The sequence below is a fragment of the Prochlorococcus marinus str. MIT 1214 genome (assembly GCF_027359355.1).
In the GTDB taxonomy this organism is placed as follows: Bacteria; Cyanobacteriota; Cyanobacteriia; order PCC-6307; family Cyanobiaceae; genus Prochlorococcus_B; species Prochlorococcus_B marinus_F.
On the sequence record NZ_CP114777.1, the window covers coordinates 1,426,549 to 1,450,484 of the forward strand.

Annotated in this window: 26 protein-coding genes and 1 riboswitch; of the genes, 8 read left to right on the forward strand and 18 right to left on the reverse strand. The window is 34.6% G+C overall.

The annotated features are described in order from the left end of the window. Position 1: 1 nt before the first annotated feature. From O5639_RS07860 to O5639_RS07870, 3 genes are read right to left on the reverse strand one after another with little or no spacing between them, the layout of a single operon-like run. A complete protein-coding gene (locus tag O5639_RS07860) occupies positions 2-526 on the reverse strand; it encodes an NADPH-dependent FMN reductase (RefSeq protein WP_269623995.1) in 525 nt (174 codons plus the stop codon). Between the two features lie 50 nt (positions 527-576). Next, entirely contained in the window at positions 577-2,427 is a 1,851-nt protein-coding gene (locus O5639_RS07865) for a diflavin flavoprotein (protein WP_269623996.1), read from the reverse strand. Positions 2,428-2,429: 2 nt separating this feature from the next. After that, positions 2,430-4,205: a diflavin flavoprotein gene (locus O5639_RS07870; RefSeq protein WP_269623997.1), complete on the reverse strand. Its 1,776-nt coding sequence runs from the start codon at positions 4,203-4,205 to the stop codon at positions 2,430-2,432. 290 nt (positions 4,206-4,495) lie between these two features. On the opposite strand from O5639_RS07870, the gene alaS reads away from it, so the two are divergent. Continuing rightward, positions 4,496-7,156, forward strand: a complete 2,661-nt coding sequence (gene alaS / locus O5639_RS07875) for an alanine--tRNA ligase (protein ID WP_269623998.1) — start codon at positions 4,496-4,498, stop codon at positions 7,154-7,156. Between the two features lies 1 nt (position 7,157). On the opposite strand, the gene speA is transcribed toward alaS, so the two are convergent. Further along, positions 7,158-9,101 carry a biosynthetic arginine decarboxylase gene (speA, locus tag O5639_RS07880; protein ID WP_269623999.1) on the reverse strand — a complete coding sequence of 648 codons (1,944 nt, stop codon included), beginning with the start codon at positions 9,099-9,101 and terminating at the stop codon, positions 7,158-7,160. Between the two features lie 142 nt (positions 9,102-9,243). Here speA and ndk point away from each other — a divergent pair, with 142 nt between their 5' ends. Beyond that, positions 9,244-9,699, forward strand: a complete 456-nt coding sequence (gene ndk, locus O5639_RS07885; protein ID WP_269624000.1) for a nucleoside-diphosphate kinase — start codon at positions 9,244-9,246, stop codon at positions 9,697-9,699. A gap of 36 nt (positions 9,700-9,735) precedes the next feature. Here ndk and thiO read toward each other — a convergent pair whose 3' ends face one another. Next, positions 9,736-10,839: a glycine oxidase ThiO gene (gene thiO, locus O5639_RS07890; protein ID WP_269624001.1), complete on the reverse strand. Its 1,104-nt coding sequence runs from the start codon at positions 10,837-10,839 to the stop codon at positions 9,736-9,738. Positions 10,840-10,938: 99 nt separating this feature from the next. Between thiO and gatB the strand changes: the two genes are divergently transcribed. Next, entirely contained in the window at positions 10,939-12,414 is a 1,476-nt protein-coding gene (gene gatB, locus O5639_RS07895) for an Asp-tRNA(Asn)/Glu-tRNA(Gln) amidotransferase subunit GatB (protein WP_269624002.1), read from the forward strand. Here the strand turns inward: gatB and coaE are convergent. After that, positions 12,411-13,055, reverse strand: a complete 645-nt coding sequence (gene coaE / locus O5639_RS07900) for a dephospho-CoA kinase (protein ID WP_269624003.1) — start codon at positions 13,053-13,055, stop codon at positions 12,411-12,413. The genes gatB and coaE overlap by 4 nt on opposite strands. A 15-nt stretch (positions 13,056-13,070) precedes the next feature. On the opposite strand from coaE, the gene argJ reads away from it, so the two are divergent. Further along, complete coding sequence (gene argJ / locus O5639_RS07905; RefSeq protein ID WP_269624004.1) at positions 13,071-14,333, forward strand: bifunctional glutamate N-acetyltransferase/amino-acid acetyltransferase ArgJ; 1,263 nt, start codon at positions 13,071-13,073, stop codon at positions 14,331-14,333. 106 nt (positions 14,334-14,439) lie between these two features. On the opposite strand, the gene O5639_RS07910 is transcribed toward argJ, so the two are convergent. From O5639_RS07910 to O5639_RS07925, 4 genes are read right to left on the reverse strand one after another with little or no spacing between them, the layout of a single operon-like run. Next, on the reverse strand, positions 14,440-14,772 hold the full coding sequence (locus tag O5639_RS07910; RefSeq protein ID WP_269624005.1) for a hypothetical protein: 333 nt from the start codon (positions 14,770-14,772) through the stop codon (positions 14,440-14,442). After that, complete coding sequence (locus tag O5639_RS07915) at positions 14,760-14,996, reverse strand: hypothetical protein (RefSeq protein WP_269624006.1); 237 nt, start codon at positions 14,994-14,996, stop codon at positions 14,760-14,762. Before O5639_RS07915 ends, O5639_RS07910 begins: the two co-directional genes overlap by 13 nt. Then, a complete protein-coding gene (locus tag O5639_RS07920) occupies positions 14,989-15,171 on the reverse strand; it encodes a hypothetical protein (protein ID WP_269624007.1) in 183 nt (60 codons plus the stop codon). The genes O5639_RS07915 and O5639_RS07920 overlap by 8 nt, the downstream gene beginning before the upstream one ends. 12 nt (positions 15,172-15,183) lie before the next feature. Continuing rightward, positions 15,184-15,363: a hypothetical protein gene (locus O5639_RS07925; RefSeq protein ID WP_269624008.1), complete on the reverse strand. Its 180-nt coding sequence runs from the start codon at positions 15,361-15,363 to the stop codon at positions 15,184-15,186. A 1,078-nt stretch (positions 15,364-16,441) separates the two neighbouring features. Further along, a riboswitch (cobalamin riboswitch) is annotated at positions 16,442-16,589 on the forward strand. 11 nt (positions 16,590-16,600) lie between these two features. Between O5639_RS07925 and O5639_RS07930 the strand changes: the two genes are divergently transcribed. Continuing rightward, positions 16,601-17,233: a HupE/UreJ family protein gene (locus O5639_RS07930; protein WP_269624009.1), complete on the forward strand. Its 633-nt coding sequence runs from the start codon at positions 16,601-16,603 to the stop codon at positions 17,231-17,233. 218 nt (positions 17,234-17,451) lie between these two features. Beyond that, positions 17,452-17,802 carry a DUF4214 domain-containing protein gene (locus O5639_RS07935; protein WP_269624010.1) on the forward strand — a complete coding sequence of 117 codons (351 nt, stop codon included), beginning with the start codon at positions 17,452-17,454 and terminating at the stop codon, positions 17,800-17,802. Between the two features lie 5 nt (positions 17,803-17,807). On the opposite strand, the gene O5639_RS07940 is transcribed toward O5639_RS07935, so the two are convergent. The 3 genes from O5639_RS07940 to O5639_RS07950 form a co-directional block, all read right to left on the reverse strand. Beyond that, positions 17,808-18,374 (reverse strand): class I SAM-dependent methyltransferase, encoded by a 567-nt coding sequence (locus O5639_RS07940; RefSeq protein ID WP_269624011.1) that lies wholly within the window; start codon positions 18,372-18,374, stop codon positions 17,808-17,810. Positions 18,375-18,812: 438 nt separating this feature from the next. Beyond that, positions 18,813-19,403 (reverse strand): hypothetical protein, encoded by a 591-nt coding sequence (locus tag O5639_RS07945; protein ID WP_269624012.1) that lies wholly within the window; start codon positions 19,401-19,403, stop codon positions 18,813-18,815. A gap of 634 nt (positions 19,404-20,037) precedes the next feature. After that, complete coding sequence (locus O5639_RS07950) at positions 20,038-20,238, reverse strand: hypothetical protein (RefSeq protein ID WP_269624013.1); 201 nt, start codon at positions 20,236-20,238, stop codon at positions 20,038-20,040. A 305-nt stretch (positions 20,239-20,543) separates the two neighbouring features. On the opposite strand from O5639_RS07950, the gene O5639_RS07955 reads away from it, so the two are divergent. Beyond that, the gene (locus tag O5639_RS07955) at positions 20,544-20,729 is read left to right on the forward strand and encodes a hypothetical protein (protein WP_269624014.1); all 186 of its coding nucleotides are present in this window, start codon (positions 20,544-20,546) and stop codon (positions 20,727-20,729) included. Between the two features lie 10 nt (positions 20,730-20,739). On the opposite strand, the gene O5639_RS07960 is transcribed toward O5639_RS07955, so the two are convergent. The 4 genes from O5639_RS07960 to O5639_RS07975 form a co-directional block, all read right to left on the reverse strand. Next, positions 20,740-20,949: a hypothetical protein gene (locus O5639_RS07960; protein WP_269624015.1), complete on the reverse strand. Its 210-nt coding sequence runs from the start codon at positions 20,947-20,949 to the stop codon at positions 20,740-20,742. 187 nt (positions 20,950-21,136) lie between these two features. Next, a complete protein-coding gene (locus tag O5639_RS07965; RefSeq protein WP_269624016.1) occupies positions 21,137-21,283 on the reverse strand; it encodes a hypothetical protein in 147 nt (48 codons plus the stop codon). A 263-nt stretch (positions 21,284-21,546) separates the two neighbouring features. After that, on the reverse strand, positions 21,547-21,882 hold the full coding sequence (locus O5639_RS07970; RefSeq protein ID WP_269624017.1) for a hypothetical protein: 336 nt from the start codon (positions 21,880-21,882) through the stop codon (positions 21,547-21,549). A gap of 349 nt (positions 21,883-22,231) precedes the next feature. Next, the gene (locus O5639_RS07975) at positions 22,232-22,762 is read right to left on the reverse strand and encodes a hypothetical protein (RefSeq protein ID WP_269624018.1); all 531 of its coding nucleotides are present in this window, start codon (positions 22,760-22,762) and stop codon (positions 22,232-22,234) included. A gap of 311 nt (positions 22,763-23,073) precedes the next feature. Here O5639_RS07975 and O5639_RS07980 point away from each other — a divergent pair, with 311 nt between their 5' ends. Further along, entirely contained in the window at positions 23,074-23,382 is a 309-nt protein-coding gene (locus O5639_RS07980; RefSeq protein WP_269624019.1) for a hypothetical protein, read from the forward strand. A gap of 231 nt (positions 23,383-23,613) precedes the next feature. Here the strand turns inward: O5639_RS07980 and O5639_RS07985 are convergent, their stop codons facing one another. Then, positions 23,614-23,829 carry a hypothetical protein gene (locus O5639_RS07985; RefSeq protein ID WP_269624020.1) on the reverse strand — a complete coding sequence of 72 codons (216 nt, stop codon included), beginning with the start codon at positions 23,827-23,829 and terminating at the stop codon, positions 23,614-23,616. Positions 23,830-23,936: the final 107 nt, after the last annotated feature.

Sequence of the window (23,936 nt, forward strand, 5' to 3'; positions counted from 1 at the left end):
TTTAATTTGTATGATTTAGTTGTAGTAGTTGATTTAGAATGGCGTTGATTGATTGATCCTCAGCAATTTTTGATTTATTCGTAGCTAATTGACGACCTAATACTAATGCACCAAGGTGGGTTAATTGAATTCGCATCGAAAGTAATAACTCCATACATCCTCCTCCTGAAAAACTTGCAATTGCAATGGGACGTTCGTTGAATAAACTTCGAAAATCTGTTCCTTGCACAGACAGCCAAGCTATTGCATTTGTAAGAATTGGAGGAATTGAGCCGTTATATTCAGGCGCACAAATGACCCAGTGTGAGTGCCTCTCCATTTGCGAATTGATCGACTTAAGATTTTCTGGTGCTTTATCTTTTGAATTTTGACGTGGATTAAATATAGGTAAATCATTTTTTGATTCGGTCAAATCAAGTAATTCGCATGAGTAATTTAGTTCCTTGCCTGAGATTAGAAATCTTTTGGCTAGTTTGAGATTTTCACCATTACTAGCAGCTATAACAAGAAGCTTTTTATTAGACATTGTTAATCAAAAGGGAAGTGTAAATGGATGTCGTCGTTTATGTAATGGATCTAGTAGTTCGCTCCGGTTTTTCGATGATGAACTGCTGTGACTCCATCTTTTTTAATGACTTTTCCATGTTTAATCTCAGCATATATCAGCCAATGATCCCCACACTCCATTCGTTGACTAACTGTACCCTCTAGCCAAGCTAAAGCTTCGTTGAGTAATGGCTGATTGCTTGGACTTAATTTGATCTCAAGATCGGTAAATCTATTATCTCCAGGTTTGAATGATTGAAGAAATTGCTTAAGGAGGCTTTGGTGATTGTTTTGCTCTAAAATGTTCAAAGCAAAGTTATCTCCTGTATGAAGTAAGTTTTCTACAGCTCTTTCTTTAGCGACTGCAATCGTAATACCAGGAGGAGAAAAGCTTGCTTGACTAACCCAACTTGCAACCATAGCTCCGCTGATCAGATTATCTTCATCTCCTTTTTGAGCAGTCAATATACATAGTGATCCGACGACCCTTCCTAGTGCATTAATTGTTGGATCACTTTTACTTGTATTTAAACCAACATTAGCCTTTCTTTGTTGACGTAATTTTGCATTAATTAATTGCTTACCAAATTGGATACCTGTTTCTTCAAGTTTTTTAATCATTAAAGGATCAGGACTGAATTTGATTTTTATAGGTTTGAATCCAAATTTAAAGCCTCCATCTTTTAATTTTTTTTCAAGTAAATCAAGAGCTTCCCCACTCCACCCATAACTTCCAAATACTCCAGCCGGCTTTCCTCTGTCTCCCTCAGCCAAAAGCGAGCCAAGTGCTGAAACAATCGGGGTGGGTGCATGTCCTCCTAATGTTGGCGATCCGATTAAATATCCATCTGCTTTACGAATTTCAGTGACTAAACTATCTGATGGGGTGAATTCACAATTAATAATCTTAACTTTGACCCCTGTTTTACTAATGCCTCTAGCAATGGCATCAGCAATAGCAGCAGTATTTCCATATGCACTAGCAAATAATAGAGCAACTCTTAAGTTGCTGTATTTTTGGCTTTCTCCCCAGCTTTGGTAGTTGTTTAATAAACTCCTCCAACTACCGCTGATAGCAGGTCCATGTCCGGGCACTATCGTATCAATCTCAAAGTCTTCAAATTTTTCGATAATACTATTCACTTGCGTGGACATTGGTGCCATTAGACAATCGAAGTAATGTCTTCTCTCTTCTTCTGTGCTACTACTGTTTAATTCAGCCCATTTTTCTTCATAAATATGCGCACCAAACAATTTATCACTCATCAAAAAACCAGTTTGCTTTTCAAAAACAATTAGTCCACCAGGCCAGCGAGCTGTTGGGGCAGGAATGAATGTAATCTCAAAATTACTGTCTAGTGACAGAGTTTCTAATTGTTTAATGATTTGTATATTTGGAAGAACTTCAACTGTCTCCAATGCTTCTTTAGGATTTGTATTTTGGGATGGTTTGCGTAAATTCCAAATCTCCTTGAATAATTTTGCACCTGGATTAGAGCAAATAACCGTTAAATTTTTATATTTCACATTCATTTTTTTTACAAAAGCTACTTTATTGGGATTGATATGACCCATGACTAACTTGATTGCAGCTGAATCACTCCTAATTAATGTCTCAAGCTCTTCTAAAAATTCTTTTTCAAATGTTAAACCAGGAGGATGAATTAAAATATAATCATGTGATTTAGAATATTCTTTTTGAGAGGACTGAAATAAAAAAGAATTAGTGCAACTACCTTTTTCAAGTGAATATTCAACTTCAAATCTTGTTCTTTTTGGGTTTAGGCTTCTTAAGCAAATGAAGTTTTTCTCAATGGGAATTTGAATAGTTTTTTTTATGAAAGTATCTAAACTTGGTGAAGAAATATTCTCTAATGTCATTGTTAATAGTTGCTACCAACTCTTCTGTGATGAACTGCTGTTTTACTTTGAGTATTAGATAAATTACCTTTTTCGACTGATGAATAAATGATCCAATGATCTGTTGTCTCCATTCTTTGAATAACTTTACATGAAAGGAACGCTAATGCATCAGATAGAACTGGTCCCCCAGCTGCAAGATCGTTCATTAATTCAACTCCTTCAAAGCGATTAGCACCTGGTGGAAAACGTTTTAAAAAGTGTCTGAAGAGGTGCAAATAGTTATTTTCTTGAAGGATATTGAGAACAAAACGATCATTGACTTGTAATAGTGATTCAATGGCTCTGTCTTTAGCTACAGCTACGGTTATTCCAGGGGGTTCAAAACTTGCTTGACTAACCCAACTTGCAACCATCGCACCGTTACGACTGTCGGCACCTTCACTGTCTTTTGCTGTGACAATGTAGAGTCCACCGCTTAAGCAACCAAGTGCTTTATTTAAGTCTCCATCAAGGCTTTTAGTAGCAGCTAAATTTTTCTTTCTAGTAAGAATTTGACCTAAATCTGTACCAGCTTCTTCAAATTGTTGATAAACACTTTTGTTTGGTTCGTCACGAACTCTAAGGGGTTTAAAAGCTTCTTTTTGTCCGAGCTTTCTTAATTGGTTGGTAATAAAGTCAATAGGCTCTTCATTTCCGCCATAGGAGTCATAAGTCGCTACCCACTGCTTTTGTTTTAAGGATGCAAGTAGGGTTCCAATATTGCTTTGCAATTCTGAATCAGATTCGATAGGCCAAGTTGGTACAACAACTGCACTTGCGTCGCTAATTAGAGCACTTAATTCTTGAGTGTCTGAAGCAATAAGATCAACTAATTGGACTTGAGCATTTGCCTTGCCTATGCCATGAGCAATTGCTTGACTAAGCCGATCACAAAAACCATATTGACTGAGATAGCAAACCACAGCGTAATTTTCGCCTGTACTTCTTTGCTTACTCCATTCTCTATAATTATTCAGCCATAACTGCGTATTAAAATTAAGGATTGGTCCATGTCCAACACCAATAGTATTGATAGTTGGCAATGTATCAATTTTTTTTAATGCCTGAACTACGCTGCGGGCATTAGGACCCATGAGGCAGTCGTAATAAAATCGAAAATCTTCATTTAATAAGCTTGGATTTTCGTCATACAATTTTTCTGAGCAATAATGCAAACCAAACGCATCACACGTATATAAAACTTGTGTACCATGATCAAAAGAAAAAATAGTATCTGGCCAGTGTAGATTTGGTGCACTAATAAATTCAATTTTATGCTCGATTCCGCTAATTGAATTAATTTCTAAATTGAGTTCCTCTCCACTTTTGACTGCTCTTGACCTAAAAGGTTGATGAATTTGATCTTCTAGGAATTTTATAGCTACTTTAGATGCGACGATTTCAATATTTGGGTTTAATGCAATTAAGTATTTAATGAGTCCTGAATGATCTGGCTCTGTGTGGCTGACTATTAAATAATCAATTTCTGTTGGATTGATTTCTAGTCTTAGTTTTTCAAACCAAATATCTTTAAACTTTAAATGGCTTGTATCGATAAGTGCAGTTTTTTTGCCTCTTATTAAAAAGCTATTGTACGTTGTCCCATTTCGAAGGCCAAATTCAATATCAAATCTGCTTCGATCCCAATCCAAGGACCTTAAAGTGTTTGTATCAGCAGCAATTTGTTCATATTGCAGTGAAAGCTTAGGAATATCACTTTTCTGATTTTCTAAAGCTGTCGATTCAGTAAAAATCATGTTCCTAAAGCCATTAATTTGAGGAAACCTGAAGGCTGAAAGAAATCAGGTCGCTAAGTGAAAATACCTAGTTACTTTAACCATAATAGGATATTGAGGTTTGTAAGTGGGATACTGCTTCCCGTAAATAGTATTTGTTTGCAATAAGCAAGCTTCTAGAATGATTTTTTTGAATATTTTGTCTTTCGAAGTCTCACGGGTTTCCATTTTGTTATTGTTTAGGGTGAGTTGAGCACATTTGACGTTTTTGTGATTGTTTTCAAAAACCTTTTTAGAGATAATTTTTAGGTATGCAAAAAAATTCTTCCTCTGCAATGAATCCACCATTCCTTTCGGGAGATGAGATAAGAGAAGCATTTATAAATTTTTTTACCCAACATAATCATAAGAAACTTGCAAGTTCATCTTTGATTCCAGATGATCCAACAGTTTTATTGACAATTGCGGGGATGTTACCTTTTAAGCCTATCTTCTTAGGATTAAAAGAGTCTTCTACTCCGAGAGCAACATCCAGTCAAAAATGTATAAGAACAAATGATATTGAAAATGTAGGGAGAACTGCGAGGCATCATACTTTTTTTGAGATGCTAGGTAATTTTTCTTTTGGTGACTATTTTAAAAAAGAGGCAATTCAATGGGCCTGGGAATTAACTACTGAGGTTTTTAGACTAAATCCACAGAATATAGTTATTAGCGTTTTTGAAGAAGACTTAGAAGCAGAAAAAATATGGAAAGAGGTGATTGGGGTTGATGAAAAAAGAATCATCAGAATGGGTGCTTCTGATAATTTCTGGTCATCTGGTGTTACAGGACCTTGTGGCCCATGTTCGGAACTTTATTTTGATTTTAAACCGGAATTAGGAAGTGATGGAATAGACCTTGAAGATGATAGTCGATTTATAGAATTTTATAATTTGGTTTTTATGCAATACAACCGTGATTTAAAGGGCAATCTTCAACCATTGGCAAATTGTCATATTGATACAGGAATGGGCTTAGAAAGAATGGCTCAAATTTTGCAAAAAAAATCTAATAATTACGAAACGGATCTTATATTTCCTCTCATTGAGTCAGCGGCTTTATTAGCTCAAATCAATTATGAAACTACAAATATAAAAAATAAAACATCGTTAAAAATTATTGGAGATCATTGCAGAGCTGTCACTCATTTAATTTGTGATGGTGTAACTGCTAGTAATCTAGGGCGAGGCTATATTCTTCGTCGTCTAATAAGACGTATGATTCGACATGGTCGATTGGTAGGTATTAATCAGCCATTTTTACCTCAGCTGGCTGAAGATGCTATTGAGTTGATGAACAATGCTTATCCTCAATTAATTGAGAAAAAGAAAATTATTCTTAATGAGTTAAAAATAGAAGAATCTCGTTTCCTTGAAACTCTTGAACGTGGAGAGAAACTTTTAGCAGAGATAACAGCTCATGAATGTGATGTTATCTCTGGTGCACAGGCATTTGAGCTTTATGATACGTATGGTTTTCCTTTAGAATTAACAGAAGAGATCGCGAATGAAAAAGGTATTTCGGTTGATATTACTGGTTTTGAAAACGAGATGGCAAAGCAACGTCAACGTGCAAAAGATGCCTCTGTGAGCATTGATTTAACTGAAGAAGGTTCTATTGAAAGAGAAATTTCTTTATTTGATGCAACAATATTTGATGGTTATGAGGTATTACAAAGTACTTCAAAAGTGATAGGCATTTTTAAAAATAATGAATTAGTGAAACAAGCTGTTGAGGGTGATTTAGTCAAGATTATTGTTAATAGAACGCCTTTTTATGCTGAGTCGGGTGGTCAAATTGGAGATAAAGGTTTATTAACGTCTCATAATCTTGAGGTATTTGTGGAAAACGTTAGAAAAAAGAAGAATATTTTTATTCATACTGGAATTGTTAACTCTGGAGTTCTAACAGTTGACTCATCGGTTCAGATGAATGTTACTCCATCTTTTCGTCAAAGAACTACATCAAATCATACCGCTACACATCTATTGCAATCAGCCTTAAAGTTATTGATTGACTCAAGTGTAAGTCAAAGAGGTTCGTTAGTTTCAAATGATCGATTGAGATTTGATTTTAATGCTCCAAAACCTTTGACAATACAAGAACTTCAAGATATGGAAGTAAGAATAAATCAATGGATTAATGAAGATCATCCAATTCAAATTAAAACAATGCCAATTAAGGAAGCTATGGCGGCTGGCGCTTTAGCAATGTTTGGTGAAAAATATGGTGATGTGGTACGTGTTGTGAATGTTCCAGGCGTTTCTATGGAGTTATGTGGAGGAACCCATGTAACTCGCACGTCACAACTCGGTACGTTTAAGATTATTAATGAGACAGGTATTGCTTCAGGGATCAGACGAATAGAGGCTATAGCTGGTCCATCAGTTTTAGATTATTTTAATGAACGTGATTCGGTAGTTCAGGAGTTAAGTAAATCATTCAAGGTTCAATCATATGAAATTGTTGAGAGAGTTTCATCTCTTCAACTGGAATTGAAAGATAAAACAAAAGAACTTATCAAAGTAAAAAATGAACTCGCTTTAGCGAAGGCATTGGGTTTGGCGAGCTATGCAAAATCTGTTGGTAAGAGTAAATTATTAATTAGACGTTTAGATGGAGTTGACGGATCTGGCTTGCAATCTGCGGCTTCAAGTTTGATAGATCATTTAGGCAAGTACTCTGCTGTTGTTTTTGGAGGGATTCCAAATCAGGAGATCGGTAATAAATTAGTTTTTGTTGCTGCATTTTCTCCTGATTTAGTCTCAGATGGTTTACATGCAGGCAAATTTATAAGTGGGGTTGCAAAAATGTGTGGTGGTGGTGGTGGTGGTCGTCCAAATCTCGCCCAAGCTGGTGGTAGTCAACCTCAATCGTTGGATCTAGCTTTAGAAAAAGCTAATGAGGATTTGATTCAACAATTGTCTTGATTTAGCTCTGTAGGTAAGTACTTTGACGGAGGCTTGCTTCTACATGCTCTATTAGTTTTTGTGCATCATGGATTTTTAGATGCCCGCATTGAATAGCTAATTCGCTTGATTTTCTTAATCGCTCTAATAATATTTCTGGATCATGTTCTAAATATTCAAGAACATTTGATTTTGTATTCCCACGAATGACATGTTCAACTTTATATTTCCCTTTTTCTGTAAATCTTATATGGACTGCATTAGTACTCCCAAATAAATTATGTAGATTTCCCATTACTTCTTGATAGGCGCCACCTAAGAAAAGACCAATTAGATATTTTTCGTCTTGATTAAATTCATGAAGAGGTAGCAAATTTTTAATTTTTCCATTATCAATAAATTGGTCAAGCTTTCCATCTGAATCGCATGTTAAATCTGCAAAGTGACCAAGTTTGTCCGGTTCTTTGCTAAGCCGATGGATTGGCATAATTGGAAAAACTTGATCAATGGCCCAAGTGTCTGGAGCCGATCTAAATACGGAGAGATTTGCGTAATACGTTACGGCTAAGCTTTCACTTAGTTTCTTTAGTTCTTTAGGTAGAAGTATGTTTTTTGGTAACTGATTAACTATTGTTTTTGCACAGGCCCATGTCAACTGCTCAGCTTTTGCACGTTCAACTAAATCTATATAACCGAGTCGAAAAGCCGCTAGCGCATCTGCTTTAAATTTAAGAGAATCATTCCATGCTTCTTGTAGTTTGGCTAAATCTTCTTCTTGTTTAAGTTCTAGAGAATTTATATGGACTAATGTTTCACGTAAATTTCTGACAGAGAGACATTCTTTTTCGTCTTCTTTAGGAATGTCAGAAGGTAACGAATTTTTGCCTAAAATATTGAAGATTAAGATTGAAAAGTGACTAGCAATAGCTCTTCCACTCTCTGTAATTAAAGTGGGTAGTGGTATCTTTTTTGACTCACAACATTCTTTAATTGTTGCTACTACATCATTTGCATAATTTTGAAGTGAATAGTTAGTAGATGCTATTGAGGCAGTTTGACTGCCATCGTAATCAATTCCTAAACCACCTCCAACATCTAAGTATCCCATAGGTGACCCAAGATTAATTAATTCGGCATAAATTTGTCCTGCTTCTTGTAAGGCATCTTTTAAAACACCTATATCATTAATTTGACTCCCTAGATGAAAATGTAAAAGTTTTAATTCATTGAGAAGATTTGCTTCTTTTAACCTTTTGATTGCTTTCAATATTTCTGGAATTGAAAGTCCAAATTTCGACTTGTCACCAATTGAGCTACTCCATCTTCCACTGCTTTGACTTGATAGTTTGGCTCGTATTCCTATGAGTGGAGATGCTCCCAGTAAATTACTAGATTTGATTATAAGATCAATATCACTTGCTTGTTCTATCACTACTATAGGTTGACGTCCAAGCTGACGTGCTAAAATAGCTGTTTCAATATAACGTTGATCTTTATAGCCATTACATATGAGTAAAGCCTGAGGATCTTCTAGGATTGATAAAGCAATTAGTAACTCTGGTTTGCTTCCAGCTTCTAAGCCAAAATTCCATTTGGAACCACAGGTGATTAATTCTTCAATTACGTGACGCTGTTGATTACATTTGATTGGAAATACACCTTGGTATTTTCCTTGATATTGATAGTCATTAATAGCTTTTTCAAACGCTTTATGTAAGTTTTTTAAGCAGTCTTCGAGAATATCGTCAAATCTTATTAACAGAGGAAATTTTAGTTTTCGACTTTCGAGTTCATCTAAGAGTTCCATTAAATCATGAGATTTTTGGTTGGAACCGTTAGGACAAATACTAATATTGCCTTTTTCATTGATTGTGAAATAACCCTTTCCCCATCGATCAATCCCATAGAGTTCTGAGCTGTTTTGAATAGTCCAAGAGAGAGATTGATTAGGATTTTTCACAGCCATTTATGCGATAACAAAGTTGCCAAGTTTTGATCATGCACCATTAATACAATTCAATCTAAGAACAGTTTTATTAAGTGTCATGTTTTACTTGCCAAGAGGGTAGTTTTAGGAAGACTATGGCTTCATATTATTGAATATCGCAATGACTTTGGAAAGAACTTTTGTTGCTATCAAGCCAGATGGTGTGCAAAGAGGTTTAATCGCGGAGATTATTGGTCGTTTTGAAACCAAAGGATTCAAATTAGTAGGCCTAAAGCAACTAACACCAAGCAAAGAACTTGCGGAAAAACACTACGGTGTTCACAAAGATCGTCCTTTCTTTTCAGGTTTGGTTGATTTCATAACAAGTGGACCAGTTGTAGCGATGGTTTGGGAGGGTGAAGGTGTGATTGCAAGTGCGAGAAAATTGATTGGAGCAACAAAGCCTCTTGAGGCAGAACCTGGAACTATTAGAGGTGATTTAGCTGTGAACATTGGTCGTAATGTCATTCATGGTTCTGATGGTACTGATACAGCAGTATTTGAAATTGATCTATGGTTCCAGAAAAATGAACTTGTTGATTGGACTCCATCAGATCAATCATGGAGAGTTGAATAAATTATTTTGAACTTCACAATCATTTTTTCGTGGTTTTTAAAATCTGTCCCATCTGAATTGGGACAAAAAACTACTTTCTTCATTACTCAACTGGATAGAGCAAATTGATTTTCCAATTAATTCTGCAGTTATCGCCGCCAACAGAACTCCATTGCGATGATGCCCAGTAGCAAGCCACAGTCCATGAATGGATGACATTCCAAGTAAAGGTCCTTCGTCCGGTGTGCATGGACGAAAACCCCACCATCTCTCCATATGAGGTAATTGATTAAGTTCAGGAATAAGAGATTGTATTCCTTTTTGTAGCTCGCATTGTCCTTTTGGAGTAAGACCTTTTTGGAAGCCTGCCTCACGCTCACTAGTTGCCCCTACGATTATTAGACCGTCATCTCTTGGCACTAAGTAAATGCCAGGTCCAAAAATAATTCTTTTTAGAATCTGTTTAGGTCCCTGAATAGATAACATCTGGCCTTTAACAGGAAAAATAGGGAGTGTTTTAAATATTTCTTTGCTCCAGGCTCCACAGCAGAGAACTGCCTCTTCGCTCTTTAAATGATTGATATTTCCATTAATGTCTTTAATTTTGACCCCATGAAATTTATTTGAATCTTTCATTATTTCAATCACTTCAACTCCTTCTTGAAAATGAACACCTAATTCAACACAAGCTTTTTCAAGTGCTCTCATTAATAGTCTTCGATTATCGATTTGACCGTCCTGTCTAAAAAGTAAACCTAATTTCCATTTTTCTGAGAGTCCTGGAACTTCTTTAAGGAGCTCATCTCTGTTTAGCTTTTCACCAAATTTATATGTTGGGTAGGATTCACAGTCTTTTAGGTTTGCAAATGGGACAACAATCCCACAAGTTTTCAGACCACATGACATTTTGCTATTTGACTCAATGCTTTCTATCCATCTCGGGTGTCTTTGAAGACTACTTTGACCAAGATTTAAAAGCTCATCTTTAAGTCCCTCAGCGTGAGGGGCTAGCATTCCAGCTGCAACAAACCCTGCTGCTTCACTTCTGCTTCTACTTAAAATTTCTACGCGTTTGCCTTTTTGAGCAAGTTCATGGGCTATTGCAAGACCCATTAATCCTCCTCCGAGGATTAACAATGGTTTTTCATTTAAGATACCCATTGCTTGGATTTGGAAAATGTTATTTTCAATGTTTTAGATTACGTTAGCTTCCATGACTGAGCTTTTCTTGCATAAGATTCATATATCTAGGTCAAATTAATGTCAGAATCAAATGTTTCTTGGGAAGTTGTAATCGGATTAGAGACGCATGTGCAGTTGGGGACTAAGAGCAAAATATTTACTAGTGCATCAACCAACTTTGGTGACGATCCAAATACTCATATCGACCCAGTGGTATGTGGCTTACCAGGCACTTTGCCAGTGCTGAATAAAAAGGTTTTGGAATATGCAGTAAAAGCAGCGATGGCTTTAAATTTAAACATTGCCTCTCACAGTAAATTTGATAGAAAGCAATATTTTTATCCAGACTTACCAAAAAATTATCAAATATCTCAATTTGATGAACCTATTGCAGAAGATGGTTGGATAGAGGTAGAAGTAGCCGAAAAAGGCAAAGAAACTTATGTCAAAAAAATAGGTATTGAAAGATTACATATGGAAGAGGATGCTGGAAAACTTGTTCATGCAGGTAGTGATCAATTGTCAGGTTCCACCCATTCTTTGGTGGATTACAACAGAGCAGGCGTAGCACTAGCTGAAATAGTTAGTAAACCCGATCTCAGAACAGGAAGAGAGGCTGCGGAGTATGCAGCTGAAATTAGAAGAATTATGCGTTATTTGGGAGTATCTGATGGAAATATGCAGGAGGGGTCTTTGCGCTGTGATGTGAATATTTCAGTTAGACCAACTGTTAATGATCCATTTGGTACAAAAGTAGAAATAAAAAATATGAATTCATTTTCAGCTATTCAGAAAGCTTGTGAATATGAAATTAAGCGGCAAATTAAAGCTTATGAATCTGGAGAAGAAGTAAAACAAGAAACGAGGTTATGGGACGAAGGTAAGCAACTGACTAAAAGTATGAGATCAAAAGAAGGTAGTAGCGATTATCGTTATTTTCCTGATCCTGATTTAGGTCCGATTGAAGTAAGTCATGCTTTAAAAGAAAAATGGCGCTCAGAATTACCAGAATTGCCAGCTGCAAAAAGAAATAGATACGCAGCAGAACTTGGCCTCTCTATTTATGATGCACGAGTTTTGACTGATGAATCTTCAATGGCTAAATATTTTGAAAAAGTTGTTAATGAAGGTGGAACAGCAAAATCTTCTGCAAATTGGATAACTGGAGATATAGCAGCATTTATTAAATCTAATAGATTATCATTTGATCAATTATCTTTTCAGCCAAATGAATTAGCAGAAATGTTGAAAATGATTGATGCAGGAGAAATAAGTGGAAAAATTGCTAAAGAAATTTTGCCTGAACTTTTAAGTAAAGGTGGTTCTCCAAAGCAATTAGTCAAAGAACGTGGTTTAGGTATGATTGGTGATCCAAAAGTTATTGAGGCAATTATTGATCAATTGATCCTTAGTCACCCTAATGAGGTTGAATCTTTTAGAGCTGGGAAGAAGAAATTGTTAGGTTTTTTTGTGGGTCAATTAATGAAGGAAACAAAAGGGAAAGCGGATCCAAAACTCGCTAATCAAATGCTAAATAAAAAGTTACAAGGTTAGAAATTATATAATTTTTTTAACTGCATTTTCCATGTCTCATCATTATTAGAATTATTAATTATATGATCTGCAAATTGTTTTTTTAAAGCGTTGTCCCATTGCGCATCAATTCTTTGATTAGCTTCTTCAAGACTTAATTGATCTCTCGACTGAAGTCGTTTTAATTGCATGCTTCTAGAGCAATCTATGTAACAAATTTCACTACATAAACCAGTATAATTTTTTTCAAATAGGAGTGGAATAATCAAAATTACTATAGAATTTGATTTCAATTTTTCTAATTCTTTTTTAATTCTTTTGGTTACGTATGGATGAATTATTCCCTCTAGCCAATTTTTTTCAATATCATTTTGAAAAACTATTTTGGCTAATGCTTTGCGATTAATAACTTGATCATTTTTACTTGAATTTTTAATGATTTTAGTTCCATATCTTAATAAGACTTTTTTCGCTATTTGACTTTCAGCTTTTAATGCTTCATGAGCATATAAGTCAGCGTCTACAATAGGCCATTGCTTGGCTTGAAATAGAAAATCTCCAATGATTGTTTTACCACTGGCAATACCTCCAGTGATACCTATTCTTCTTTGCTTCCCTTTCCATCGAAGACAAAGTTTGTTGGTTTGTTTTTGGTCAATCATTAATATTGATAGTAAGTGAAAAATGCTCTTCTGAATTTGAGTCTGTTGACATCTTCTGTATGGTCTCCAATATCTGGTGGTATTACTACCCCTGATGGTTTTTTAGCAGCTGGCATTTCCGCAGGATTGAAGCCTTCTGGGAAGAAAGATCTTGCTTTGCTATATGCACCTAATGGTGCTTGTTGCAGTGGGACATTTACTCAATCTGTCACTCGTGCTTATTGCGTGGATCTATGTATTAATCGAATCAAGGCATCTGAGGGAAAAATACGTGCTGTAGTTATCAACTCTGGACAGGCAAATGCTTGTACAGGTAGTCAAGGTAAAATTGATAGTGAAATTATTACACATGAGCTTGCTCAACGCTTGGGATTATCTAATGAAGAAGTTTTGATATGTTCCACGGGTGTGATTGGTGAGCCAATACCTGTTGAAAAGGTTAATAGTCATTTAGATCATCTTATAAACAGTTTAGATAAGGAGGCCTACTTGGATGCAGCAAAAGCAATCTTGACAACCGATCTTCAGGTCAAGCAAATTGCATATCAAGCAGTTTTAGGAGGAAGACGAATATCTATTGGAGGAATGGCTAAAGGCTCAGGCATGATTCATCCTTCAATGGCAACAATGTTGAGTTATATTACGTGCGATGCAGGGATAGATCATATTTTATGGTCGGATATGATTAAGCGAGTTGCAGAATCATCTTTCAATGCCATTACAGTTGATGGAGATACGAGTACAAATGACACTTTTTTGGCTTTTTCTTCTGGACCAAAATTAGACCCAAGGTATTTACCAACTCTTGAAGAGGGACTGCATTTAACAGCCCAATACTTGGCTAAAGCAATTGCAAGGGATGGAGAAGGGGCGAATTGTTTGCTTGAGGTAAAGGTTGAGGGTGCTCCTAGTGATTTAGATGCTCATGCAATAGCTCGTACAATTGCTTCATCCTCTTTGGTGAAAACGGCAGTTCATGGCTCTGATCCTAATTGGGGAAGAATTATTGCTGCACTTGGTCGAGCAGGCATTGCTTTTAATCTCAAGGATGTCCAATTATGGATTGGACCTTATGAAATATTTTCTAATGGAACACCTCATGACTTTGATAGACAAATAGTAAGTAACTTTATGCAATCAAGATTAAAAGGTGAATATTTGATCGATGATATTATCAGGATCAGCTTAAGGATAGGAATAGGAAAAGGTTCGGCTACTGCTTGGGGATGTGATTTATCTGATAAATATGTTCGTATCAATAGCGATTACACTACCTAGAAACTGTGACAACGCAAATCCATTGCAAAAACTAGAAAATAAGACGATTTCGTAATCATAATTTACGATTGTGACCAGACTGTGATTATTTTTAGAAAGAGTGTGATTAGTTTGCTCCCATTACTTTAATTTGATTACCAGCATCACTGAATTTCATCAACTCCTTTTTATCCTCATCAGTAAACGTTTTTACTCTTCTTGCATAAATAGCATCTGCATTTAAGTCTTCGATCATTTCATAACCGAAGAACTCCAATAATTCCTCTTGATTCTTGAAGCATCGATCACTCCATTCGTAATTCTTGTTCCCCTTCGCATTTTCATACTCATAGCACTCATAAAAATAATCAGTTCTATATCGCTCTACTAATACAAACTCTTTTTGCTCTTCCTCTGGGAGTTTGTCATAAATACTCCACCCAATTATCAAGACTGGCATAAGTCTGCATCTTCAATTTTTTTATTCCACTCCTGAAAACTTGAACTGCAATCGGGTGAAGGTTGTTCTCGAATGCCTTTTAATTTTTTCCATCTGATGTAGAGAGCGCCAAGCAACCAATTATCAGTTAATGACTTTGAACCATTCTTTAATAGGTTCTCTTGTTTTTTATTGAACTTTGCTGAATCAAGAAGTTCTTGTTTCCAATCTATTTTTTCAGTCATTGACTTTTGCCCTCAACTTGTAGAAGGTTTCTTCACAGCGACAAGAAACACCCTTGTAGTGATCTGGGAAAGATTTCATCCAAGTCGGAATTGCCATCGTCACGGGATGACCACCTTTGATGTGAAAGACAACCTCTTTGTTTTTTTTATCTATGAAATACGGAGGAAGACTCATGTCGCTACCTATTCATTTCATCAATACCTTTCTATTAACCACTCTGCAAAAGGGATTTCTTGATTTTGCGACCTTATCAGCATCTTCAAATTTATCTACATGAACTATTTCTTTGATGACCATCCCTCCAACGAAACAAGAAACTTCAACTTTCATTGTTGACCTCCTCCCAGTCGGGAATGAAGAGTTCATCTTTAATTGATAGGTCTATGAAACCCCACTCTCCTACGTTAAGCAATAGAGTATCAATTCAATGATCATGCTGTATTGATACTTTTGTTATGTTTGCAAAGTTAATTACGTATCTTTTCCAAAGTGTGATCTAATTGTGATCTCTTGTTGTATGTGAATCTTTTCCAATACGTCTACCTGAACTGCAATAACTAGAATCTAGTTTTCAATTTTGGAAAATTTGAAGGGACTGTGACTAAAATGAAACAGGACTGTGACTACGCTGTGACTAAAACTGCTTCTCTAATCTATTGGTATAATTGAGTATATAAAAAGATTCATAATCAAAAGTGCATATATGCGTATCAATGCCGATTACACGACTTAGCTCGTAAATGTAGTCATATCAATTGATTATAATTGTAAATATTTTTTTGGTCACACTTTGGTCACAGTTGATTTAAACGTATCTTTTCAGAAATGATTTAAGTATTCTCAAGATTTATTGTAAGACTCTTAGAGAACTTGCTTAGACAGTAAACAACAAGGAGCAATAAAAAACGAATTTGACAGCTCAGATATAAGGAAGTTTAGAAACTTTTAAAATGATTTTAATAGCTCTAAATAATGCATAGAATCTTTAATTAACTGAAAATAAAAATGATTATCATTTACATAATTAATAACTAAGTACTTTAATTATGAAATTTAAAAATGATTATCATTTTAATTATCTATGGGCATAGAATTTTATATCCCTTGATATAATAGACTTTTAGCTCTTCTTATATTATAGTTAGAGATGTAAATAAAAGTTACTATGATTAAAAATTTCTTTAAGTATAGAGTTTTAAGCTATGCAATTATTTCCAATGGAAATGAAGAAGAAGTATGTCCAGGATGTGGCTGTGTTTGTCCCTGTGAATGTTCAGAATGCGACGTTTGTTCACCTTGCAAAGATCATTAATATTAATGCGATTACACAACGTAAATCCTGATCTATGTTATGCCAATTGATTGTAGGGATTAATTTTTTGGTCATACTTTATTCACCTTTGATTTAAATCTATCTTTTTAGACTCTCTGCTCAAAGAACAATTAGTGCAGTTATTACTGAGGTTCCAAGGGGAAACAGCCATTGGAGGTAACGGGGAAAAGCGGTGAAAATCCGCTACTGTCCCGCAGCTGTGAAGTATCGATATTCATCGATATCAGTCAGAACGCCCGCCTTATTTCACAATTCGACGAGGATCGATCTATGACGTTTTCCTATTTTGGGCGTAAGCAATTTCTTGCAGCTTTTCTTCCACTCTTGTTTTTGTTGACTTTTTTAGTTGGTCCAGTGTTCGCTCATCATCCTTTTGGTATGGGAGATAGTGCTGGGCTGTCAGCTTGGCAAGCTCTGCTTAGTGGTTTCGGGCATCCATTACTTGGACCTGATCATTTGCTTTTTATGTTAGGCATCGCCCTTGTTGGGATCAAAAAAACGAAGCAATGGGTGTTCCCTCTTTTAGTGGTTGGCTTGTTAGGCAGTGCATTAGTGCAGTTGCAGCCATTGCCTGATGTAATGTCTGCCTGGGCAGAAGCAGTTGTGTCTTTATCTTTAGCCATAGAGGGGTTAATTGTTCTAAATCTTTTGAGCTCAAAATGGCTATTGCCAATGTTTGCTTTACATGGCTATTTACTTGGAAGCACAATTGTTGGTGCTGAACCGACTCCTCTCATAGGTTATTTTTTCGGTCTTCTTCTTGCACAAGGATCATTACTTTTAGTTGTAACAGCAACATCTCAAAAAGTGATCAAAAAGTTTGATATTAATAGCCGTAATTTGGTGGCTGGTATTTGGATAGGTATAGGACTTGCCTTCTCTTGGGTTGCTATTATTCCATAGCATCTATTAGATAAGAGATGATAGTAGAAATTAAATAATAGTCATTATAAAAAATCTATTTATTGGGCACACTTTGGTCACAGTTAGAGGTATGACAATAAGGTGAATACTGAGGTTTGAGAGACTGGGCACACTTTGGTCACGGTAATTTGATCACTCTAAACCCCTGCTATCACTGAAGTATTGAGATACGTTTGTATCAATGCCGACTATACTACTTGACTGAGATCCATTTGTATAACGCTGCATTCAAACGCCTACCCGATGCAGATGGATTGAAGTATTGGATCGACAAATATAGTTCTGGTGAGAATGATGAAAGAGCAGTTGCTTCCTCTTTCTTAGTTTCTGCAGAGTTCAAGGAGCGCTACGGAGAGAACGTTTCTGATTCAACCTATGTCAATACTCTCTATCCGAACGTTCTAGGTAGAGACGCTGATACAGGTGGTTTGAACTATTGGTTAGGTCAACTTAATACGGGTGCAGAAACTCGATATGAAGTTCTCTTAGGTTTTTCGGAATCGGCAGAAAATAAAATTCTTTTTACTGAGATGACAGGATTTGGTTGATGGAATTAGTTATCTTTAATGACCTCAAGAGTCATATCATATTGTTCAATTAAATTATTATATATCGAAGACTCCTGTTGAAGTAACTTAAGATCGACATTTTGTTCAGGATGTAATCTAAACCAGTCTTGACTAGGTTTAACTAGTGTTTTCTTTAATTCAAAATCTATATTTAGATATAATCCAAGAGTACTATTGGATTTTCCTTCCTTAACCCATTTTTGATTTAGTTTCTTGGAGAATAATTTTAAAGATAAAGGGGTAACGACTCGTACATGAGTAGGATCATCGTAGAAAAATTGATGCCTAAAATGAGGAACTATTATTTGAATTTTAGATCCATGTTTACATACCCGATACATCTCTTTGAAGATACCAAAGTATACTTCTGTTTCTTTTCCCAGATGTTCAAGTACATGTATTAGTGCAATTTCTGATACAGAATTAGCTTCCCATGGCCATGGAAAGGATTCTAGATCATGCTTAAGGTCCGGGGTCCCAAATTTATCTACATTTAAATAGCCTGGAAATCTCTTTTCGCCACATCCTAAATTGAGTTTGATATCGTTCATCAAAATATTTATTTTTTCTATCATACATTTAATTCAAATATAGACTTTTAAACAATGTAATATTATTAACCTGTATAAGAAGTTTAACGAGAGTGTGATGACTTGCTTTATTCGAATCCAAGAAAACTAGTAGACATCTAATTTATAGTGTCTTCTTTTTTTAGTGTGATTAAAATCTAGGGCAAGTGTGATGTGAGTGTGATTTATTTCTATAGATCTGAATCTAGTGATAGCAAATAATCTGAAGAATGCTTATTGCTAACCTGCTCAATTGTTAGTATCAATGCCGACTATACAACTTAAAGTCTGATATTAGAGATGCGTTTCATATCATACGATTTGTAGTGTGTTTAAAGGCTATTGAGGTCTTAGAAGAGTTCTTTGAGTCGATTTCTAACGCCTTAGAATTTGATTGTCAACTTAGATAGATTCGACCCATTAGAAAGAAAAAAAATCGTCTACTTGTTTTTCTTTAACCCGTAAAAAATTATTATTTTTCGAACTTTTATTCGATGATAATAAAGGATCAATATAATTAATCTTTTTGATTTTAGTTAGAGATTGATTTGATGATTTTATCTTAGCTATTGATAATAAAGATTTCGCCGATTGATTTTCTGTTTTGATATTGACCTGACTAGTTTTCATTCCTTGATATGAACTTTGGATAGATGGGATCCTTAAAAGACTTGATCCTCCTATAGCTACAACCGCAAAACTACCAATCCCAAAAAATTTCGAAGGCGATAAGAAATTTAGTTTTTTAATACTTGGCTTTTCTATTTTCTCGTGATTTACTTTTGCTGTCTCTAGAGTTAATTGATCTTCTAGCTTTTCTTTGACTAATGCATGATTTGAATTATCGTCTACTTTTTCAACAAATTGATATGTTTGATTGTCTAGGGTATGGTGAAACAAATAACCTAGTAAAGTAAAAAGAATTAATAGAAAAAGTATCAATATCGCATCTGTAGGAATTAAAATTGTACTAGAGTCAGTCAACTGAAGCTCAGTGATTCCAGGGGACATTTAAAATCTATAACTCCCTATATTTAAACTACCTCTATAAAATATGGCCAGACTTCTTTACTTATCTATTTAATTTCAATGCGTATTAATACTGCCTGCAAAATATGAAAGGTGATGATTCTGAGAAAAGTGTGATATTGTCTACTCTTCAAAAAGTTAAGACATTGCAGTGAAAATTATTGATGTAGACTGCTAACATACTCAAAGCTTAGTATAAATGCTAATTACACAATATAGAAAGTGTGATCGAATAAAATTCAGGAGTGCGAATGTATTTTGAAGGTGTTATTTACGCAACTTTGAAGAGTGTGATCTTATTGCAAACCTTGGGTTGTTTTTCTAGAGGTGAATCGTGGTTAATGTCTATAATAGAAAAATAATTTGACCACTATTTTTAGTTGTTTATAAATTAAATTTTTAATGATTTTAAGATCTTTATTATAACCTTGATCCTACTATTCAATAATCCAGATTAAAATTTATTATTTTTCTATAATACATGGAATTCAATTATAAACATTTAAAGAATTTAATATTATTAACCTGTTTAAGAAGTACAGGGATATTGTGATGACTTACTTTATTTCAATTCAAGAAAATAAGTAGACATCTACCTTGAATGTCTCGTGTACACCTACTCTTTATCTAGTTCTGGAAAAAGCATGTTGATATAAGCCATTATTATGACAACTAAGGGAGGCATATTGGTTTTGTCTTCTTGTGTAAGTCGCTTAATTTCTGATAAGAAACCCTTGGCTTCTCGCTCGCTAATTTTGTATTCTGGGTTCTTTTCTACTTGGTCAACCAGAGATTGGATTTGATTGGCAGAATCCATTAACTAATGTATTGTTCTATGCCAATAAAACGAATGGGATATTTGACTACAAGCATAGATTAAGAAAACTTATCATTTAGTAAGTCAGGGCTGAAGTTTAGACTCTTTCGTATTAATGCTCCGTGGGCTACAAATCATATTGCTTCATTAATTTGTGAGGATAAGCATCATAAAAAGCATGGAAGACAGAGGTAAAAACCTTCGAAATCTTTAGCTGGTAAATTGTAAGGGTGTTCATATCAACTTTTGATGAATTGAACTTTAAAACTCAGGTTAAAGTATCCTGAACTTTCAAGTCAGGACGCGTGAGTGATAGCCAGGATATTGAAGAATTGATCGCTGATTCTATGACCGGTCTTATGATCCGAGCTGAAAGACTTGATGAATTCGATCAATTAGCTATTAGTGAAGAATTCAGAGAGTGGTTAAATGAAGGTGTAAGGCTTGAGGATGTTTTGAAATTAGTGACTATCAAAAAAATTAATGAATAGGAGGAAAAGTTTATGCTGCAATTTTATCAATATCTAATAATTTAGCGATATCACTATCTACAGCATCTCCTTTTGCTTTACGTTTTACGAATTTATCAAAGTCAATTACATTATCATTTTCTCTCTTTAGCTCAGTGTTTTTATTTAAGTAATCAAGCGAGACTAGTAATACAGGAATAATGCAGAATGGAATAACTAAGACGTAGAACTCAAGAGACATTTGAATTTATATTGATAAATAAAGCTTTACTTATGTAGTTAATGATCGCAATAGATGCGCTGGTAATTTGCTGCTTTCCTTATAAGTATTAGGTTGAAGAAATTTAATGATTTATTTGGCCACTCATTTGCAGCTGAGTTTCTTGAAATAGAAATCATGCGTAGTGCTTAGTTGGCTGCTGAGTTTGTTATGCGGCTTGTTTTTCCAATCGACCATATCGATATCTTATTAGATTCATTACTTGATCCTTTGTTCTCCAGTTTTTAATTCGATCCTGAATGCTAATGAGTTGTGATTCAGTCAGTTCAAGACGTGCTTTTTCTAGATTTGTCATTTAGTTAAATATTCGTGGCGCTGATGATGATGATTTGCAAGAAGAGCAAACAGCAAAGAGTAACCATGAAGCCTCACACATTATGGTTGAATGAATTGATTTTTACATGTCTATATAGCTTGTCAATTCCTTAATGAACTAAGCAAGAAATACTTTTGGAGCTTCATTAAGCAGCGATTTTCTAAAAGAATTAGTTCTTGTTTCTCACCTTTTAGAGGCAATCTGATAAGTTGTTTCAACTTGTTTTTCTAATGAAATATAAATTATGCAACTTTTGAATCTTCTTTTTCACGGCATACTTTCTTGACCTTGGAATACTTTCTGCCAATTGGGTATTTCCTATGGAATAGATTCAACTGATTACTGTCATCATTCGTAGCTTTAGTTTCTATCTCTGCTATTGGTTTAGTCATTTGACTCCATACAAAAAGCATCGCAAGTGCAGATACAAGTAATGGAAGATACGCTTTTATTAAGCTAACGACTACTAGAGTAGTTATAAAACACAGAGAAAAGAGAGTCCATTTAGGAATTATACTATCTGCTAGCTTTTTCTTTTTTGATTTTGCAGAAGGAATGATTGGCAGATCGGGAGACATTCGTATTTATTCGTAGGTGTAAGGGATTAGATGATGTAATAAATTTTTTTATCAGTTACGATAATATATGTTCTTCAAACCAGCTTTATTTAATAGCTATTCTCCTACTCGATTGAGATAGCTTAAAATCTTTAGTCCATCGTGATATCGAAGATAAAGCGTTTGATAATGACACAGAGATTCTATTTTAACTAGATAATTTTTAACAAATCCAGCCAAGATTGTAAATGTTTATGGATGAATCGCTCATAGAATTAAGTAGCTTTTTTGTTTTGTTGACACTTGGATTTGTGATTTGGCGCCATTATGTATTTGGAGAAAAAAAGGAGATATACATAAATCAATTGGATTATTTAATTTCACATTGCAGTTCTGCTAGCGCTTCATTCGGAAGGCCAAGAAAGGTATCTAAGATTTTGTTACCAGTTATAGGAATTATGGAAATACCTACCAGCTTTGTTTTCCCATTAGTTTGTAAAACAAGACCTTCTCCTATATGTAACTTACCTTTTACTTTTCCAGTTTTGAGTATGGTTTTAACTATTAAGTAAGGAAATTTATATATAGTTCCAACGCTAAATAGAAATTTTGATTCAAATTTTAATAAAATTTCACCAGTTTTTTTATCAATAGTTCCTTCTAGCTTATCCATAGACATTTCGATCTTAAGCCCTGGTGGTAATGGAAGAGATAAAAATTTTGTTGTTCTAGAAGTGAGAGGAGGAATTGAAAACGTTTTAGATGAAAAGCTTACATATAGGAGATTATTTTGCTGACCTGGAAGTAATTCTGCTTTGCCTCCTCCCCCGCATGCATTGTAGATAAATGGTGGATATGAACCAATTTTTAATCGACATCCCTCTAAGCTCTTTAGTTCCATTGGAAAATCAAAAACTTTTTCTCTAATACCGTAATGGAAATAAGTTATTTCAACAAAGTTAACGATAGCGATACTTACTCATTAAAAGTTTTTTAGTGCTGAAAAGATTAGTTGGCAATTAGTTTTTTGAACAATTTGTCTAGAACATTAATTTGAACTGAGAGTTGGTCATCAACTATTTTTTATGATGATCTGAAGCATATTTTTTAGATTCAACGTGAATGTCATATAACATCTTTATGTTCATTTGGTCATGCCACTTATCATTCCTCACTTCTTAAATTATAATGGTAAATTAAATAATGTTATTGATGACTGAAAACTTAACTCCAGATTGGTCTTCAGAATTTGAACACTATAAAAAATTATCTAGAGAAGTAGTTACTAAGGAGGATATAATCAATTTCTTCAATCATCATCAGAAAGCTTTTTATCTTGATACCTTTTCCTCAAGCTGGGCCAAGATGATGGATGCATATGAAGTTAAAGAGAATTTAAGTTCAGATCAGTTAAACAACCTTGAAGAAATGCAATGGCAGGATATGCCAGAATCATTAAAATTATTTGCCTATGATTTTTGCATTAAGAATGGATTTTGCTTTACTGGAACTTCTAACTAAAAATCATAATTAATTGTAAATAGTTAGAATATTTGGTGATTTTTTGACTTCAATATTTTTAAGAATAAAATAATAATAAACTAAAATTTTAATACGTTAAAGTTAATGATAGTAATTAATTATGTTCCGATAAAAATACCTTGAATATAAAGTCAATAGGCTATAAGATTTGAATTCGCTGTGTATCTAAAGTAGTCTTCAGGCTTTCTAAAATTAAGAAATTACTAAAGATTAGGGATTACTATCCTCTGTCCTCTTATGTTTTAATCGCTCTCGATTAGAAAGCCAGGATTTGAAGTTTTCATCCTCTACTTTTTCTCTCCATTCTTTAGATGATATTGGTAGTTTAGTTTTTTTCTTTTGTCTTCTTATTTTATTAAATGTTAGATATAGATTTAGATAAGCAGCTATGACTAATAGAAAAAGAAAAGTGCTATTGAGATTCATTGTTCTAGAGGCTTTTGATTATTTATGCAAAGCATAATCAAGTTGATGCAATAAGCGTAAACTTTAAAATTGTCATATGATTTTCAAGTGATAAATGAAGTATGAAT